At 30.9% G+C, this 17,154-nt stretch carries 18 protein-coding genes; 11 read left to right on the top strand and 7 right to left on the bottom strand.

The window, feature by feature from the left end; genetic code table 11:
- Window positions 1-229: 229 nt before the first annotated feature.
- Window positions 230-1,417 carry a pyridoxal phosphate-dependent aminotransferase gene (locus Q8S45_RS00185; protein ID WP_305600133.1) on the bottom strand — a complete coding sequence of 396 codons (1,188 nt, stop codon included), beginning with the start codon at window positions 1,415-1,417 and terminating at the stop codon, window positions 230-232.
- Between the two features lie 11 nt (window positions 1,418-1,428).
- Complete coding sequence (locus Q8S45_RS00190) at window positions 1,429-2,520, bottom strand: acyl-CoA desaturase (RefSeq protein ID WP_305600135.1); 1,092 nt, start codon at window positions 2,518-2,520, stop codon at window positions 1,429-1,431.
- A 149-nt stretch (window positions 2,521-2,669) separates the two neighbouring features.
- Between Q8S45_RS00190 and rsmG the strand changes: the two genes are divergently transcribed.
- Together rsmG and Q8S45_RS00200 are read left to right on the top strand one after the other, a co-directional pair.
- A complete protein-coding gene (rsmG, locus tag Q8S45_RS00195) occupies window positions 2,670-3,296 on the top strand; it encodes a 16S rRNA (guanine(527)-N(7))-methyltransferase RsmG (RefSeq protein WP_305600137.1) in 627 nt (208 codons plus the stop codon).
- A 69-nt stretch (window positions 3,297-3,365) separates the two neighbouring features.
- The gene (locus Q8S45_RS00200; RefSeq protein ID WP_305600139.1) at window positions 3,366-3,554 is read left to right on the top strand and encodes a hypothetical protein; all 189 of its coding nucleotides are present in this window, start codon (window positions 3,366-3,368) and stop codon (window positions 3,552-3,554) included.
- 200 nt (window positions 3,555-3,754) lie between these two features.
- On the opposite strand, the gene Q8S45_RS00205 is transcribed toward Q8S45_RS00200, so the two are convergent.
- On the bottom strand, window positions 3,755-4,348 hold the full coding sequence (locus tag Q8S45_RS00205) for a hypothetical protein (RefSeq protein WP_305600141.1): 594 nt from the start codon (window positions 4,346-4,348) through the stop codon (window positions 3,755-3,757).
- A 147-nt stretch (window positions 4,349-4,495) separates the two neighbouring features.
- The gene (gene pruA, locus Q8S45_RS00210) at window positions 4,496-6,214 is read right to left on the bottom strand and encodes an L-glutamate gamma-semialdehyde dehydrogenase (RefSeq protein ID WP_305600143.1); all 1,719 of its coding nucleotides are present in this window, start codon (window positions 6,212-6,214) and stop codon (window positions 4,496-4,498) included.
- 106 nt (window positions 6,215-6,320) lie between these two features.
- Here pruA and Q8S45_RS00215 point away from each other — a divergent pair, with 106 nt between their 5' ends.
- Window positions 6,321-7,022, top strand: coding sequence for an NRDE family protein (locus tag Q8S45_RS00215; protein ID WP_305600145.1), 702 nt, complete (start codon window positions 6,321-6,323; stop codon window positions 7,020-7,022).
- On the opposite strand, the gene Q8S45_RS00220 is transcribed toward Q8S45_RS00215, so the two are convergent.
- Genes Q8S45_RS00220 through Q8S45_RS00230 form a run of 3 tightly spaced genes read right to left on the bottom strand, consistent with a single transcriptional unit; the run spans window position 7,019 to window position 9,836 of the window.
- A complete protein-coding gene (locus tag Q8S45_RS00220; RefSeq protein WP_305600147.1) occupies window positions 7,019-8,164 on the bottom strand; it encodes a DUF3667 domain-containing protein in 1,146 nt (381 codons plus the stop codon). The two genes, Q8S45_RS00215 and Q8S45_RS00220, sit on opposite strands and share 4 nt — an antisense overlap.
- A 3-nt stretch (window positions 8,165-8,167) precedes the next feature.
- Complete coding sequence (gene apaG, locus Q8S45_RS00225) at window positions 8,168-8,554, bottom strand: Co2+/Mg2+ efflux protein ApaG (RefSeq protein ID WP_305600149.1); 387 nt, start codon at window positions 8,552-8,554, stop codon at window positions 8,168-8,170.
- A 37-nt stretch (window positions 8,555-8,591) separates the two neighbouring features.
- On the bottom strand, window positions 8,592-9,836 hold the full coding sequence (locus Q8S45_RS00230; RefSeq protein ID WP_305600151.1) for a DUF5103 domain-containing protein: 1,245 nt from the start codon (window positions 9,834-9,836) through the stop codon (window positions 8,592-8,594).
- A 190-nt stretch (window positions 9,837-10,026) separates the two neighbouring features.
- Between Q8S45_RS00230 and Q8S45_RS00235 the strand changes: the two genes are divergently transcribed.
- The 8 genes from Q8S45_RS00235 to Q8S45_RS00270 form a co-directional block, all read left to right on the top strand.
- Window positions 10,027-11,376: a Na(+)-translocating NADH-quinone reductase subunit A gene (locus Q8S45_RS00235; protein WP_305600153.1), complete on the top strand. Its 1,350-nt coding sequence runs from the start codon at window positions 10,027-10,029 to the stop codon at window positions 11,374-11,376.
- A gap of 4 nt (window positions 11,377-11,380) precedes the next feature.
- Window positions 11,381-12,604, top strand: coding sequence for an NADH:ubiquinone reductase (Na(+)-transporting) subunit B (locus Q8S45_RS00240; RefSeq protein WP_305600156.1), 1,224 nt, complete (start codon window positions 11,381-11,383; stop codon window positions 12,602-12,604).
- A gap of 2 nt (window positions 12,605-12,606) precedes the next feature.
- Window positions 12,607-13,353: a Na(+)-translocating NADH-quinone reductase subunit C gene (locus Q8S45_RS00245; RefSeq protein WP_305600158.1), complete on the top strand. Its 747-nt coding sequence runs from the start codon at window positions 12,607-12,609 to the stop codon at window positions 13,351-13,353.
- A gap of 3 nt (window positions 13,354-13,356) precedes the next feature.
- On the top strand, window positions 13,357-14,001 hold the full coding sequence (locus Q8S45_RS00250; RefSeq protein WP_305600160.1) for an NADH:ubiquinone reductase (Na(+)-transporting) subunit D: 645 nt from the start codon (window positions 13,357-13,359) through the stop codon (window positions 13,999-14,001).
- A gap of 74 nt (window positions 14,002-14,075) precedes the next feature.
- Window positions 14,076-14,822, top strand: coding sequence for an NADH:ubiquinone reductase (Na(+)-transporting) subunit E (gene nqrE / locus Q8S45_RS00255; protein ID WP_305600162.1), 747 nt, complete (start codon window positions 14,076-14,078; stop codon window positions 14,820-14,822).
- 2 nt (window positions 14,823-14,824) lie between these two features.
- On the top strand, window positions 14,825-16,135 hold the full coding sequence (gene nqrF / locus Q8S45_RS00260) for an NADH:ubiquinone reductase (Na(+)-transporting) subunit F (protein ID WP_305600164.1): 1,311 nt from the start codon (window positions 14,825-14,827) through the stop codon (window positions 16,133-16,135).
- A gap of 102 nt (window positions 16,136-16,237) precedes the next feature.
- Window positions 16,238-16,615, top strand: a complete 378-nt coding sequence (locus Q8S45_RS00265; protein ID WP_305600166.1) for a Na(+)-translocating NADH-quinone reductase subunit F — start codon at window positions 16,238-16,240, stop codon at window positions 16,613-16,615.
- Window positions 16,616-16,828: 213 nt separating this feature from the next.
- A partial coding sequence (locus Q8S45_RS00270; protein ID WP_305600168.1) for a helix-turn-helix domain-containing protein occupies window positions 16,829-17,154 on the top strand: 326 nt, incomplete at its 3' end.

Consider the following 17,154-nt stretch of genomic DNA (forward strand, 5'->3'; position numbering starts at 1 on the left):
TCTTTTTTACACCTGAAAGTATCAACTTGATTGCTTTTCTGCGAATAACTACTCTCGCTTGCTCGGTTACAGTTCTGAAATCCTCTTTTTCCATACTGTAAATATACAAATTTATTCCGATATTTTGTCGCTAGGTTAATATTGGTCATCTTTTTTAACTACAAAACCAAATAACCGAACAAAAATTGCTCGGTTATTTATATATAATTTAAGATATTTAAAATTACAATTAACTTAATGCATCTTTAATTCTTGTGATAGCTTCACGTAATTGAGCTTCAGAAGCAGCATACGAAATTCTTAAGCAAGTTGGTGCTCCAAATGCATCTCCTGTAACTGTAGCAACATTAGCTTCTTCTAATAAAAACATAGATAAATCTCCAGCATTTTCAATTTTATAACCTTTTAGAGTTTTTCCAAAGAATGCAGAAACATCTGGAAAAACATAAAATGCTCCTCCAGGAGTACTACATTTCATACCGTCTATTTCACTTAATAATCCTATTACAATATCTCTCCGGTTTTTGAATTCATCAACCATATATTGAATTTTGGAAACAGGAGCCTCTAGGGCAGCAATAGTTGCACGTTGTGCAATAGAATTAGCTCCAGATGTAATTTGCCCTTGCAATTTATTACAAGCTTTAGCAATCCATTCTGGTGCTCCAATATATCCAATTCTCCAACCTGTCATTGCAAATGCTTTTGCAACACCATTTACAGTAATTGTTCTGTCATACATACTTTCAATTGCAGCAAAACTAAACATAGGTTCGCCATAATTGATATGCTCATAGATTTCGTCAGACATTATATAAATGTTTGGATATTTTTCAATTACCTCAGCCAATGCTCTGTATTCTGCTTCAGAGTAAACAGTACCACTTGGATTGTTTGGTGAGTTAAAAAAAATCATTTTTGTTTTAGGAGTAATTGCAGCGTCCAGCTGTTCTGGCGTGATTTTAAAATCAGATTCAACCGTAGATGGAATTTCTTTATAAGTTGCTTCAGCCAAAGTTGCAATTGCAGAATAGCTAACCCAATACGGTGCAGGTAATAAAACTTCATCACCCGGGTTTAATAACACCATAGCTATGTTTGCAATAGACTGCTTTGCTCCTGTTGAAACAACTATCTGATTAGGATTATATACTAACTTATTATCTCGTTTAAATTTAGCGCAAATCGCTTGTTTTAAGTCTAAATAACCATCAACGGGGCTGTAAGTACTGTAATTATCATGAATTGCCTGAACAGCCGCTTCTTTAATAAAATCGGGAGTGTTAAAGTCTGGTTCCCCCAAACTTAAACTAATAATGTCTTTCCCTAGGCTTTTTAATTCTCTTGCTTTAGCCGCCATTGCTAAAGTTTCTGATACTGGTAAACTATTAATTCTGTTTGATAGTTGATGATTCATAAAAATACTAATTATGCAAATGCTGGTTTGGTCCCTAAGGCTTTTAATTGATTAAAATGTTCTATAATTGCACTTCGAAAAGATTTATATTCGTTGTAAGGTAAATTAAATTCTAAGGCCGTTTCTTTTACAATCTTAGCAATTTTTTCATAATGTATATGTGAAATGTGTGGAAAAATATGATGTTCAACTTGATGATTTAAGCCTCCTGTATACCAAGAAATAAATTTATTTTTTGGTGCAAAATTAGCAGTAGTATACAATTGATGAATTGCCCAAGTATGTTCTAAATTCCCATCTTTATCTGGTAAAGGCATTTCAGTGGAAGGAACAACATGTGCCAATTGAAAAACAACACTTAAAATAATTCCTGCAGTATAATGCATTACAAAAAAACCAATTAGCACTTGCCACCAAGCAATATCTAATACAACTAATGGCAATACAATCCACAATAAATAATAACAAATTTTTGTAATTATTAATAGTGTCCACTCTGTTGCTGGATTTGGAAATTTACCATACGATAATTTACGTTTTAAGTATTTATGCATTTGCTTAAAATCAGTAGTAATGGCCCAATTTATTGTTAGCAATCCATATAAAGCAAAGGAATAATACTTCTGGTATTTATGAATTTTTAACCATTTGGCATGTTTAGAAAATCGAATAATTCTACCAGCATCAATATCTTCATCATGTCCCTGAATATTGGTAAATGTATGGTGCAGCACATTGTGCTGCACTTTCCAATTATACACATTGCCTGCAAGTATATAAATGCTGCTTCCCATTAATTTATTTACCCATTTTTTACTTGAAAAAGACTCATGATTACTATCATGCATTACATTCATTCCAACGCCTGCCATTCCTATTCCAATTACTATAGTCAATAATAATTGTACCCAAATTGGCATAGAAACTGATAGTATTAAAATCAAAGGAACTAGAAATATAGCAAACATTACTATTGCTTTTATATATAATTTCCAATTACCTGTACGTTGTAGCTTGTTTTCTTTGAAATACAAATTAACACGCTGATTTAGAGTTCTAAAGAACTTTACATTATCTATTCTCGAAAAATTAATCGCTTTCATAATCTTATCTATTTATTCGCGTGAAACATTAAAGAACGAAATTACGGCAATTTTTATTGTTAAATACAAGATTCAAAAAAAATAACATATTTTTAAAACTTGTTACTTTAATTATATAAATAGTAATTTTGTCCTACTAAAATTTTTAAATGGAATTAATTTTAACTCATTTTCCCGAATTGTCTGAAACTCAAAAACAGCAATTTAATCAGTTACAAGAAATTTACACCTTTTGGAATGCACAAATTAATGTTATTTCTAGAAAAGATATAGATGAGTTATACTTAAAGCATGTGTTGCATTCTCTTGCCATTGCAAAGGTGCAGACTTTTAAACCTAAAACTTCAATATTAGATGTTGGAACTGGAGGAGGCTTTCCTGGAATTCCATTGGCAATACTTTTCCCCGAAACAAATTTTTATTTGGTAGATTCTATTGGAAAAAAAATAAAAGTGGTTAATGAAGTAATTGCTGCGTTGAATTTAAAAAATGTGAAAACTGAAGTTATTAGAGCCGAAAATGTTAAAGGTGAATTCGATTTTATTGTGAGTAGAGCAGTTACAAATATGGAAGATTTTGCACAATGGATTAAAAATAAAATTGCTAAAAAACAACTACACACTTTAAAAAACGGAATACTTTATTTGAAAGGTGGCGATTTAACAGAAGAATTAAAAAACTTTCCAAAAGCAACTATTTACGAACTTACTTCCTATTTTGACCATCCTTTTTTTGAAACTAAAAAGGTAGTTCACATTCCATTAAAAAAACGATAAAATATGACATTTATTAGTGTTTATTCAAATAATAAGCGATAATTTTGTCCTTTATAAAAAATGATAATTATGACAAATACAAATTCAGATAAACAGTGTTTAGTGTGTAAAAAAACATCTACAGAAATACCAGTAACAAAATTTTATTACCAAGAAAGTGAATTTTATATATGCCCTCAACATATGCCTACTATTATACACAATCCACAAGAATTAATTGGATTAATAGCAGGAGCCGACAAGTTCAAAGGTGTCTAAATATTTCATTAAAGAACATAAAAAAATCCGAAATCAGCAGGGTTTTTTATGTTCTTTTTATTTTCAATCCTATGGTTTACTTTATGAATTACTATGCGAAAAAGCGTTCGGATTTTCGAATAAGAAATAAAGATTAAAATCCTGCATGTTTATAGGCTTTCTTTAAAATAGCAAAAAACTAATCCCATTGTTAATTGCTATTATTTTTCAATTATTTGAATGTCAAATCGCCCATTTTTAATATTTATTTTATCTCCATCGTAATTAATAATCTCACCGTTGAAATTGCCTTTTAATCTATTATCTATTCTGGATAAAATTGTTAATTCAAAGTTATTAGAATATGTAGTAGCTGAATAAGCATTTGCTTCAGAAAAAGCTTTTCCTGTATCATCATAATATAAGGAATAACCGATAACATAATTGATTTGAGCATTCATAACATCACCAACTTTAAACTTGTAAGGTAATTTAAGTGAGTTTAGGTCTGTTCCAGTAAAAAATATTCCCGCCCAATTTTCAAAATCGTTAGGATTATGTCTATGCATTGCAGCCCAAGAAATAGATGAGTCAAAATATCCGTAATCATTATACTGAATAGGATCATACCCAATTCCAGTAAAACTAACTATTGTGTCTTTTGCCGTTGAAAAACCATTAATAATTTTTGATTTGGCATATTCGAATTCAATAATTCCTGTTGTATAGGGTTCTACAACTGAATCATCATATGTACAACTAGTAAAAGAAACAATTGCTCCTAAAATAGCAATAAAATAAATAAGCTTTTTCATAATAATTTAGATTGGATTTATAGTAGTATTTTTTATCAAAATGTGTGCCATAAATGTCACCAATTTATTTTAGGTTCAAATCAATTAATAACCAGATTGAAATTCTGAAACAACTCCAGAAAAACAAAAATTTAAGGTCATAACACCTTATTTATTAAATTTACTTGATAAATCTTTACCAAATTCTTTTAATTTTTCAATAGCGCTTTCAACCTCCTTTTCAACAGTTTCAAGTGTGCTTTCTCCTAAAAACGGATATCTATAATCAGTTGGCGAAACAAATGTTTCTTTAATAGTTCTGTTACTTACCCAACGTAATAAATTCCATACAGACCCTGCTTTATCATTTGTTCCCGAGCCTCTTGCTCCACCAAACGGTTGTTGCCCCACAACAGCACCAGTAGGTTTATCATTTATATAAAAATTTCCAGCAGCATTTTCTAATTTATCAGTCGCTATTTTAATGGCATATCTGTCACCACTAAAAATAGCACCTGTAAGGGCAAATTCACTGGTATTATCAATTATATCTAACATTTCTTCCCATTGGTCATCTTCATATACATAAATTGTCATTATTGGTCCAAATAACTCATTGCACATTGTTTTATAATATGGGTTTGTAGTTAATATAACTGTTGGCTCTATAAAATATCCAACAGAATCATTGTAACCTCCACCAATTATAATTTCAGCATCTGAATCTGATTTAGCCTCCTCAATATATCCTGAAAGTTTTTTGAATGCTCTAGCATCTATCACTGCATTTATAAAATTTGTTGGATCTTCAGGAGGTCCCATTTTAAATGATTTTAAATCATTCTCGAGTGCTATTTTAATATCTCCCCATAAACTTTTAGGTAAATACGCACGTGAAGCTGCCGAACATTTTTGACCTTGATATTCAAAAGCTCCTCTTGAAATTGCGGTTGCTACTTCTTTTGCATTAGATGTTGGATGTGCCCAAATAAAATCTTTTCCTCCTGTTTCCCCAACAATTCTTGGGTAGGTTTTATAGGTAGTCATATTTTTTCCAATAGTTTCCCAAAAACTATTAAATACTGGTGTAGAACCTGTAAAGTGAACTCCAGAAAAATCAGAGCTGTTCAACAATACATCTGTAATCATACCTGAATTACCTGTAACCATATTAATTACTCCATCTGGTAATCCAGCAGCTTTAAACAACTCCATAATTACTTGGGCAGAATATACCTGAGAGCTTGCAGGTTTCCATATAATTACATTCCCCATTAACGCAGGAGCTGCAGGTAAATTACCAGCAATTGCAGTAAAATTGAAAGGAGTAATTGCATATACAAATCCTTCTAAAGGTCGGTATTCCATACGATTCCAGATTCCTGGTGAAGAAATTGGCTGATTGCTGTAAATTTCAGTCATAAATTCTACGTTAAAACGTAAAAAGTCAATCAATTCACAGGCCGAATCAATTTCAGCTTGGTAAACGTTTTTAGATTGTGCAATCATTGTTGCAGCATTCATTTTGTAACGGAAAGGACCCGCTAATAAATCGGCAGCTTTCAAAAAAATTGCAGCTCTATGCTCCCAACTAGTTGCTGCCCATTGCTTACGCGCTTTTATAGCTTCTTTAACAGCTAATTCTATATGCTCTTTTTCTGCGGTGTAATATTTTCCGACACAATGTTTATGGTCGTGTGGCGGATGAATATCAACAGTTTTTCCTGTTCTGTATTCTTTTCCTCCAATATAAAAAGGTATATCAACTTGCTCGTTGAACATTTTTTTGTAGGTTTCCAATACTAATTTACGCTCAGGACTTCCTGGAGCATAAGATTTTACTGGTTCGTTAATTGCTTTTGGTACATTATAAAATCCTGAAGCCATTGTATATAATTTAAGGTTTTTTTAATTTAAATTTGTTGGCAAAGTTACAAAATCGAAACGACTTTTTATTTATTCAACTGATACTCAATAATCCAATTTTAATAGCATGTGTACTGTTACTTTTTTGCCTTTATCACCACCTAATTTTATTCTGACTTCAAACAGAGACGAACAAAAAATAAGAGAAACATATCCTCCAAAAAAATATGTAGAAAATGGCGTTAAAATGTATTTCCCCAAAGATAAAGTTGCTGGTGGCACTTGGATTGGAACAAGTTCAAAAAATAGGTTGGTTTGTGTTTTAAACGGGGCATTTACCAAACACCACAGAAAAGAAAGTTATTCTAAAAGCAGAGGCCTTATTGCAAAAGAATTGTTGCAAGAAGAAAAGATTGAATTGTATATTAGAAATCTAAAATTAGAAGGAATTGAACCTTTTACAATGGTAATTATTGAATGGAATATGCATCAATTAAATTTATCTGAATTGGTTTGGGATGAAAATCAAAAACATTTTAACAAGCTTAAAAACGAACCCAGAATATGGTCTTCTTCAACATTGTATACCAATGAAATGAAAATGACAAGAAAAGGATGGTTTAAAAACTGGATTGCTGAAAATGAATTTACTTCAGAAAAGATTTTAGCTTTTCATCATTCAGAAATAGGTGATAAAGAACAATCAATTTTAATGAAACGTACTTATGTTGAAACTGTAAGTATTACATCAATAAAAAAGGAAAATAATACCATTGAAATTTTATATGAAGATGTTGTTCATGGTAAAAGAACAACATTAATTATTTAAGCCATCAAAAATGAAAAAATAGCAACTATTATAAAACCTATTGATGCTAAAAATAGATAAAAACCGTTCAAAATTATAAATTTTAAAATTGTTTTTGACCGTGACTGTTCATAAAAATAACGTAAAGCTTTATATAAGTACAGTAAAAAAAGTATAAAAAATACTGCTAAAAAAGCATCTGTTTTCGTAATGAATTTTAGTAAATAAAATAACATATACATTAAAAAGAATACTGTTTGTACATGAAACACAAACACTAAATGTTCCATATAAGTAAACGATCTCCTCCAATAAACTAATTTTAAAAACAATGCGAAAAATGGCAAGAAAAAGAATAATGATATTGAAAGATATGAAGTAAGGGTTCTAAAAAAAGCTTTGCCTCCATCACGTTTTATTTGTTCAATATTTTTATTTGTATGAATTACTTTTTGATAATAAAAAGTATTCCAAAAGGTTTTTTTATAACCTAAACTATCTAATGCTTGTTCCTTTGTATAGGTTGTATTCTTTTCATAAAAATTACTAAAATCATCAAATCTATTTAATACACTTATGTTTTTTGAAGAGTCGGATTTTATATGATATATATAATCCTTTTTGCTTTTAGTTGTTTCGTTTTGAACTAGATTAAATGCACTTTTTACGTCTGTGACTATTTTGGTTTTAGTAGAATCATTTGGAGCACCTTTAATAACTTTATCTGTCACATTTGTTAAAACTGAATCTATTTCTTGTTTCCCTATTTGAGAAATGGTATCTAATTTTTTAGTATTTTCTGCAATATTATTGCTGTCTATTTTATTGGTTATGCCTAAAACGATAAAAAATATAATGGAAACATTTAAGTACAATTGAAACGGATTCACAAAGCGAGCCCTTTTACCTTCAATAAAATCTTTTGAAACTCTACCAGGCTTTATTAATAACGGAATAAAAGTAGTCCAAAGGCGCGAATCATACGAAAATAAACCATTTAACAAATTGGATATAAAGTGACTAAATGTTAATTTTTCCGTCGTGTTTTTTTGTCCACAATAGGAACAGAAATTTTCATTTCCTTCCAAAGGCTTGGTGCAGTTTAAACATTCCAGTCCTTTTATTTGCTGTTTAAACTTATATTTTATTAGCCTAAATTTCATTTATTAATTGCTCATAATTGGAACCATTAATTGAAATGTTGGAATGTACACTTTAAAATTTTTGGTAGTAGCGAAATTTACCATGGTGTAATATCCATTCATAGCGCCAACCGGAGATGTTAAAAAACAGTTAGATTGATAGGAGTAAACTTGAGCAGATTTTAAAACAGGCTTTTTGCCAATTACGCCATCTCCTTCAACAATTTCTTTTTTATTTAACGAATCAAAAATATTCCAGTGCCTTTCTATAAGTTGTACTGTATCATTACTTTGATTTTCAATGGTAATAACGTAACTAAATCCATAGTACAACCTGTAATTTCGATAAGACGTGCCTTCGAAATTTGAAACTGCAGAAATTTTAATTCCGTTTGTTACTTGTTGTACCATAATTACTTAACATTTTAAGTTTATCAAATATACAAATTTAATTATTTATTTTTTCAGAATTTGCTGTTCCAACTCCAATTACTTCAGTATATCTACTTCCTTGTTTGTGGTAATAAATTAAAACTGTATAATCATTTTCGGTTTGGTAAAAAGAGCCATCAATATCGTAATTGCTTATAATTCCTTTACTGCTTTTGGTTACAAATTGGTAATTATAAAATCCTTGTTTAAATAAAATCGCTCCTTCATACAACCCAGAATCAACATTATAATGCAACATATTTTCGTCGCCCAAATGCCAATTATTGAAGTTTCCACTCACAAAAATATTTTTACCTTCTAAATTTTCTAAACACTTTAAATAAAAATAAACCCAACTATAGTCTGCATCTGTATTGGCATTTTCACCTTCTAAAATTCTTACTATAAAATTACCATTAATGTCTGGAAATAACGTGTATGGTTTGTCAATTCGTTCTTCCTTAGCATACAAATAAGTGTGGTAAATTTCAGTACCCATTTCAACATTTGCAATATTTAACGTTGAATTTCGAATTGATTTAGAATCGAAATGCAAAAATTCATTTCCGGCCCAAAAACTAGTTTCTTTATTGTATTTGTATAAAAGTTGGCTCCCTCTATAAAACTGAGGTTTTAATCCAGTTATTGCCGTTTGCCAATTGTTATTTTGTAAAATTACGGGCATAATTTCTTCACCTGGATTATTTATTCTAAAATCGGGATTATTTATGATAAATTCAACGGACTGTTTGGTATTTATAGTAGCAATATCTCTGCTTTTATGTACCGTAACTCCTACATTAACTTTTGACTCGTACACCACAAAACTTCGTTTAAAAACAATTTTAGAATTTTCATTTATAACAGAAATGGTATAGTTACCTGAAATTTTAATTTTTGTGTTTTCGTTAGGAAGCGATAACCTATAATTTGTATAAGGTTGCAAGGTATTAAATGAATTTTCATAATTACGAATTCTATCCGAAGCATAACCATTTATAAATTCTGATTCCGATAAATTTGAAACTTGCCAATTAAAATTACAGTGCTCAATTTTATAAGTATAAGTTTCTTCATTTGCGTTTAAATCGTCGAAAGAAAGAGTAATTTTTTCATTCAATTCAATAATAGGTGCAAATTTGTTAGAACTCATTGGTTTAAAAACAACAGTTTTAATATTAGGTGCGTCAACTGCATTAATTTGAGCATTTGCAAAAAAGGCAAAACCTAAAAAACCAATAACAAAAAGGAGTTTTTTCAAAATATTTAAATTTATTTAATATCCAGTAACAAAATTTATTCCAAAAAATTGCGTCAGTAAATATAATGAAACTTAAATTCATACGGAATGTATATAATTGTTACAAAAAAACATGATAAAAATCATTAATCCTAAACTAGAAATTGTTATTTTTGCACCGTTTTAAAAGACTTTTAAATAAACTAAATATATGTCACAAGACATCCGTATAAAAAGAGGTTTAGATATTAAACTTAAAGGTGGTGCAGCGTTGGTTACCGAAAGTGCAAAGTCTAGTAATATCTACACAATAGTTCCTCAAGATTTCCACAGTATTGTTCCAAAATTATCTATAAAGGTTGGCGAAAAAATAAAAGCCGGTGATTCCGTTTTTTACAATAAAGCTAACGAAACTATGAAATTCCCTTCGCCAGTAAGTGGTGAGGTGGTTGATATTATTCGTGGTGAAAAAAGAAAAATATTAGCCGTTAAAATTTCAGCTGATATTGAACAACAATTTACTGATTTTGGTATAAAAGACCCTAAAGCAATGCAAGCTGATGAGATTAAAGCTCATTTGTTAGCTACTGGTTGTTGGCCTTTTATTAAACAAAGACCTTATGATGTAATTGCAAATCCTGCAAATGTACCAAAAGCCATTTTTATTTCGGCATATGCAAGTGCTCCTTTGGCTGCCAATTACGATTATGTATTAGCAGGTAAAGAAAATGAATTGCAAGCGGCAATTACCGTTTTAAGTAAATTAACTTCTGGAGTTGTTCATGTTTCAATTGGAAGTGAGTCAAAGTCACCTCTAAACGGCCTCAACAATTGTATGATACATAAAGTTTCTGGACCACATCCATCTGGTAATGTTGGTACTCAAATTGCTAAAATAGACCCTGTTAATAAAGGTGAAATTGTTTGGACCATTAACCCACAAGATTTAGTAATTATTGGAGAGTTACTTCTAACAGGAAAATTTAATTCTGAGCGTATTATTGCATTGGCTGGTTCTGGTGTTAATACTCCTCAATATTATAAAACTAAAATAGGAAGCTCCATAGTTTCTTTGGTTCAAGGAAATTTAAAAACTGGAAATCATAGAATTATTAGCGGAAATGTTTTAACTGGTACAAAACAAACTCTTAAAGGCGTTTTGGGTTATTATGACTCAATGATAACAGTGATTCCTGAAGGAAATGATTATGAGTTATTTGGTTGGACAATGCCTGTTTTTAATAAAATATCAACTTCAAGAGCGTTAACTTTTTCTTGGTTATTCCCAAATAAAAAATTCGACTTAAATACTAATACCAACGGTGAACACAGAGCATTTGTTGTTACAGGTAACTATGAAGAAGTTTTTCCTTTAGATATTTTTCCAATGCAACTTTTAAAAGCTTGTATGTATAAGGATTTAGATGAAATGGAGCAATTAGGAATGTATGAAGTGGCACCAGAAGATTTTGCCTTAACTGAATTTATTTGTGTTTCTAAGCAACCACATCAAGATATTATTAGAAAAGGTTTAGACTTAATGTTAAAAGAAATAGGATAAAATTATGGGATTGAAAGAAAAATTACATAATATAAAAGGAAAAGGAAAGGATAAAAAATGGTTATCCGCTTTTTCCGCTTTTCATACTTTCGTATACACCCCTAATGAAACTACCCATTCAGGTAGCCATATTAGAGGAGCTGACGATTTAAAAAGGTTAATGACGAATGTTTTAATACCATTAATTCCAATATTAATTTTTGCAATGTTTAATGTTGGATTTCAACAAAATATCGCAATTAATGGCTATCAGGAGGGAATGACATTCTTTAGTGGAGAATTTTGGAATTTCGATAATTTCCTAATTGGAGCAATAAAATTAGTGCCATTATTGGCAGTTTCTTATATTGTTGGTTTAGGAATAGAAGTCCTTTTCGCAACAATTAATAATCACGAAGTAGAAGAAGGTTATTTTGTGTCTGGAATGTTGGTACCATTAATAATACCAATTGATACACCACTTTGGATGCTTGCTGTGGCAGTTGCTTTTGGAGTTGTGATAGGTAAAGAAGTTTTTGGTGGTACCGGAATGAACATTTTAAATCCAGCTTTAACAATTCGTGCTTTTTTATTCTTCGCTTATCCAACGTGGATGAGTGGTGATAAAGTATGGGTAACAGGAGCTGTTGAAAGAACTAAGGAAATAACTGCTGGAGCCAACTTAGATGCCATTTCTGGTGAAACTATTTTAGGAAGTTTAGCCCAAGGTAAAGAATTTGCTTATTCAACTTGGGATATGTTCTTCGGTTTTATACCAGGTTCTATTGGAGAAACATCAACATTCCTTATTTTACTTGGAGGTTTGTATTTAATATTTACAAAAGTTGGTAGTTGGAGAATTATGTTATCTGCTGTTATTGGAGCATTAGTTATGGGACTTATATTTAATGGCGTAGTAGATGCCGGTTTAATTACTGAGTCCAATAAATTTTATACCCTAATGAATACGGTGTATTGGCATCATTTATTACTTGGTGGTTTAGCATTTGCTATTGTTTTTATGGCAACCGATCCTGTTACAGCTTCACAAACGAATAAAGGAAAATGGATTTATGGATTTTTAATTGGATTTATCTCAATAATGATTCGCGTATTTAATCCAGCATATCCTGAAGGTGCTATGTTAGCAATATTATTAATGAACGTTTTTGCACCAACCATTGATCATTATATAGTTCGAGCAAATGTTAATAAGAGACAAAAACGGTTAAAAACAAAAACATTATAATTATGAGTAGAAATACTGATAGCAACGGATATACTATACTTTTTGCAACCGGAATGGTTGTAATTGTTGGAGCGCTACTCGCTTTTATGGCCTCTTTTTTTAAAGAGCAAATAACTGAAAATAAACGTATAGAAAAACAACAAAATATTTTATACGCAATGGGCGTAAATGAAAATGATGAAACTAGCGTAGAATTTGTTTCTAAAGCAATTGTTGGAAAAGAATTTTCAAAATACATCACCAAACAAATAGTAATAACGGGCACTGAAGTAACAGAAGATTCAAATGCCTATTTAATTGATCTCAAAAAAGAAGCAGCAGCGGCTAAGGATGAAAATTATATCCGTAGGCTACCTCTTTTTATTGGAGAAAAAGATGGTACAACATACTATATAATACCAGTTAGAGGAAAAGGATTGTGGGATGCAATTTGGGGATATGTTGCTGTTGATAATAAATTAGTTGTTCAAGGGGTTTATTTTGACCATGCTGCAGAAACTCCTGGTCTTGGTTCAAATATAAAAGAACGTTTTTTTATGGACGATTTTAAAGGTGAACATATTTTAGACGGAGATTTATTTAAAGGAATTGGTGTTACAAAAGGAAATTCTGACCCAAAAAATTTAGATAAAATGGATTTTGAGGTTGATGCAATTGCAGGTTCTACAATTACAGGCGACGGACTTGCTGCCATGCTAAAAAAAGACTTACGAATGTATGTACCTTATTTAAAAACATTAAAGCAATAATTTATGGGACTTTTATCAAAAAAAGACGCAAAATTAATTACAGATCCATTAGCGGACAATAACCCTATTACTATTCAGGTATTAGGTATCTGTTCTGCACTTGCAATTACAGCCGATTTAAAAGCTTCAATTGTAATGTCTATTGCTGTATTATTTGTGTTAGGATTAGGAAACGTAGTTATTTCCTTAATGAGAAATATTATACCTTCCAAAATTAGAATCATTGTTCAATTAATTGTAGTTGCAACGCTTGTAATTATAGTTGATTTAGTATTAAAAGCTTTTGCTTATGAGCTAAGTAAAACATTATCTGTTTTTGTGGGATTAATTATAACCAACTGTATTATTATGGGACGTTTTGAAGCATTTGCTTTAGCAAACGGCCCTTGGAAATCGTTCTTAGACGGAATTGGAAATTCATTAGGTTACGGTGTAATTTTAATAATTGTAGGTTTCTTTAGAGAACTTTTAGGTTCAGGTACTTTATTAGGAATTAAAGTGCTAGGAGACTCAATTGAAAAAACTGGAGTTTATGCGTATGGGTACGAAAATAATGGTTTTATGCTATTAGCACCAATGGCTTTAATAACATTAGGAATTATTATTTGGGTTCAACGTGCAAGAAACACATCATTAATAGAAGATTAAATTAGTTAACAGTTTAAATTTTTGGCACTTTAAGTCCCAAAAAACTGAAAACTGAAAACTGAAAACTATAATATATGGAACATATAGAATTATTTTTTAAGGCAATTTTTATAGATAATATGGTATTTGCTACATTCTTAGGAATGTGTTCATACTTAGCCGTATCTAAAAAAGTATCCACTGCAGTTGGTTTAGGTGCAGCAGTAATATTTGTAATGGCTATTACAGTACCTTTAAACTGGTTGTTAGATCAGTACTTATTACAAGAAGGTGCATTAAGCTGGTTAGGTGAAGAATATGCTGAATATGATTTAAGTTTCTTATCATTCATCATGTTTATTGCAACCATTGCAACGATGGTGCAATTAGTAGAAATTATTGTCGAAAAATTTTCCCCTGCATTATACAATTCATTAGGAATATTTTTACCATTAATTGCTGTAAACTGTGCAATTTTAGGAGGCTCTTTATTTATGCAATCTCGGGAAATTGAAACATTAGGGTTAGCACTTAATTATGGAATAAGTTCAGGAATTGGGTGGTTTTTAGCAATTGTTGCTATTGCTGCAATTCGCGAAAAAATCAGATATTCCAATGTACCAGCGCCATTAAGAGGTTTAGGAATAACATTTATTATTACTGGATTAATGGCAATTGGTTTTATGAGCTTTGGAGGTATGCTTACTGGAGGTGATGAACCAGAATCTAAAGAAACTGCAGCTGTTGAAGTAAACACTACTGTTCAAGACATAACTGCAACAGAAGAGGTTGATACTACAATAGATAGTACAACAATTAACGAACCTGAAATTATCGAATAACAATGATAGTAGCTATAAATATAATAGGAATTATTGCTGTAACAGTTGTAGCATTTTTAATTATAACACTTTTATTAATTGCACTTTTATTAGTTGTTAAACAAAAATTAGCTCCTTCTGGACCAGTAAAAATTAGAATTAACGGAGAAAAGGAGATTGAAGTTGCTTCTGGTAGTTCATTACTTTCAACCTTAAGTAATGCGAAAATTTTTTTACCTTCTGCTTGTGGAGGTGGTGGAACATGCATTCAATGTGAGTGCCACGTTCATTCTGGAGGTGGAGAAGCATTACCTACAGAAACTCCGCATTTTACTAGAAAAGAATTACAACATGGTGCTCGTTTAGCTTGTCAGGTTAAAGTAAAACAAAATATGGATATATCAATTCCTGAAGAGGTTTTTGGTATTAAAAAATGGGAAGCTACCGTTGTACGTAATTTCAACGTTGCCTCTTTTATTAAAGAATTTGTTGTTGAAATTCCAGAAGATATGGGTTACAAAGCAGGTGGTTATATTCAAATTGAAATACCACCTTGTGAAATCAATTATTCTGAAATGGATATCACAGCTCACCCAAAAGAACATGAAACTCCAGATAAATTTAAATTAGAATGGGATAAATTCGGTTTATGGGATTTAAAAATGAAAAATACTGAGTTAGTTGAACGCGCCTATTCTATGGCCTCTTACCCTGCTGAAGGAAGAGAGATTATGTTAAACGTGCGTATTGCTACTCCGCCATGGGATAGAGCTAAAAATGGTTGGATGAGTGTAAATCCAGGTGTAGCTTCATCTTATATATTCTCTCGTAAAGAAGGAGATAAAGTAACTATTTCTGGACCTTATGGTGAATTCTTTATAAATGAATCAGAGGCAGAAATGTTGTATGTTGGTGGTGGTGCTGGTATGGCTCCGATGCGTTCTCATTTATATCATTTATTCAATACGCTTAAAACTGGTAGAAAAGTTACTTATTGGTATGGAGGTAGATCTAAAAGAGAATTATTTTATGCTGAGCATTTTTACAAATTAGAAAAAGAATTTCCTAATTTCAGATTTTACCTTGTATTATCAGAACCAATGCCTGAAGATAATTGGGTGAATAAAAAAGACTTTACCGATAAAGAAGGAGACGGATTTACAGGTTTTGTTCACCAAGCTGTTATAGATGAATATTTATCTAAACATGAAACTCCAGAAGATTTAGAATTGTATTTCTGTGGGCCGCCATTAATGAATAAAGCTGTCCAAAAAATGGGAGAAGATTTTGGATTGGCAGATGAAAATATTCGTTTTGATGATTTTGGAGGTTAACATTTTTAGAAATAACATGTCACACTGAGCTTGTCGAAGTGTTTTATAATAAATTAAAATCCGATACATTTGTGTCGGATTTTTTATTAAACCCGATGTTAAATGAGTAGACCACTTTCAAATCAAGAATTACATAATCTAGCAATGAATATTGTTGGAAAGGATTTAGAAAAACGTGGTTTTGAATTTATCGCTGTAAACAGCCAACTTAAAAAGAGTCCGCAATTTGTTTGTATAGACAAAATTAACAATCGATATTTTGTGATTGTTAAAGCCATAAATATCTCTGAAATTGCAGCAACCTACGATGTCGTATGGATGGAATCATTTAAAATACATGCCAAGAAAAATGATGCTAAAGTATTATTTGCGGCTGTTGGTCTTGGAGATAAAAACAACCCTGCATCTCCTCCATTTTTAAATCAAGAATATTTATTACAATATGAAGGAATCCAATTTTTAGATGTTGAACTTAATTAAAATAAAGAACTAATTTCAAAAAAAAACCACGCCAATGGCCTACCGTCTGGACACAAATATTTTTTTATCTTTGGGATAAAAAGTGCAGACAAGACATTTTGAAGATTTGAAAGACAAGCGATTGTTGAATAGAGGTAATTCTATTCTCAATCGCTTGTTTGCTAATATTAACCTAGCGGTAATATATTCATAAAAAAGTTGTATATTTGTCCTATGGAAAAAGAAGATTTTAGGACAGTTGATGATACGATTAGAAGTTCGTATCGAAAAAAGGCAATTGCCTTAATAAAGAAACGCGTAAAAAAAGGAGAGGTTGCAGATTTGTTTGGCGTAAATAAAAATACCGTTTCCAATTGGTGGAAAAATTACGAAACAAGTGGTAATTCTGGTTATAAATCAAAGAAAAAGGGCGTAAAATCAGAGGATAAAAAACTTTTGAGTATTGCCAATGAAAAAGCCATTCAATTGATGATAATTGACAAAATGCCAGACCAATTAAAACTGGATTATGGATTATGGACTCGTAAAGCAGTTAAAGA

The sequence above is a fragment of the Lutibacter sp. genome, from assembly GCF_030692605.1.
Lineage (GTDB): Bacteria > Bacteroidota > Bacteroidia > Flavobacteriales > Flavobacteriaceae > Lutibacter.

Excerpts from the sequence above, each read along its gene's own strand:
- Q8S45_RS00185 (WP_305600133.1), bottom strand. The coding sequence starts at position 1,417 with ATGAATCATCAACTATCAAACAGAATTAATAGTTTACCAGTATCAGAA.
- Q8S45_RS00190 (WP_305600135.1), bottom strand. The coding sequence starts at position 2,520 with ATGAAAGCGATTAATTTTTCGAGAATAGATAATGTAAAGTTCTTTAGA.
- rsmG (WP_305600137.1), top strand. The coding sequence starts at position 2,670 with ATGGAATTAATTTTAACTCATTTTCCCGAATTGTCTGAAACTCAAAAA.
- Q8S45_RS00200 (WP_305600139.1), top strand. The coding sequence starts at position 3,366 with ATGACAAATACAAATTCAGATAAACAGTGTTTAGTGTGTAAAAAAACA.
- Q8S45_RS00205 (WP_305600141.1), bottom strand. The coding sequence starts at position 4,348 with ATGAAAAAGCTTATTTATTTTATTGCTATTTTAGGAGCAATTGTTTCT.
- pruA (WP_305600143.1), bottom strand. The coding sequence starts at position 6,214 with ATGGCTTCAGGATTTTATAATGTACCAAAAGCAATTAACGAACCAGTA.
- Q8S45_RS00215 (WP_305600145.1), top strand. The coding sequence starts at position 6,321 with ATGTGTACTGTTACTTTTTTGCCTTTATCACCACCTAATTTTATTCTG.
- Q8S45_RS00220 (WP_305600147.1), bottom strand. The coding sequence starts at position 8,164 with ATGAAATTTAGGCTAATAAAATATAAGTTTAAACAGCAAATAAAAGGA.
- apaG (WP_305600149.1), bottom strand. The coding sequence starts at position 8,554 with ATGGTACAACAAGTAACAAACGGAATTAAAATTTCTGCAGTTTCAAAT.
- Q8S45_RS00235 (WP_305600153.1), top strand. The coding sequence starts at position 10,027 with ATGTCACAAGACATCCGTATAAAAAGAGGTTTAGATATTAAACTTAAA.
- Q8S45_RS00240 (WP_305600156.1), top strand. The coding sequence starts at position 11,381 with ATGGGATTGAAAGAAAAATTACATAATATAAAAGGAAAAGGAAAGGAT.
- Q8S45_RS00245 (WP_305600158.1), top strand. The coding sequence starts at position 12,607 with ATGAGTAGAAATACTGATAGCAACGGATATACTATACTTTTTGCAACC.
- Q8S45_RS00250 (WP_305600160.1), top strand. The coding sequence starts at position 13,357 with ATGGGACTTTTATCAAAAAAAGACGCAAAATTAATTACAGATCCATTA.
- nqrE (WP_305600162.1), top strand. The coding sequence starts at position 14,076 with ATGGAACATATAGAATTATTTTTTAAGGCAATTTTTATAGATAATATG.
- nqrF (WP_305600164.1), top strand. The coding sequence starts at position 14,825 with ATGATAGTAGCTATAAATATAATAGGAATTATTGCTGTAACAGTTGTA.
- Q8S45_RS00265 (WP_305600166.1), top strand. The coding sequence starts at position 16,238 with ATGAGTAGACCACTTTCAAATCAAGAATTACATAATCTAGCAATGAAT.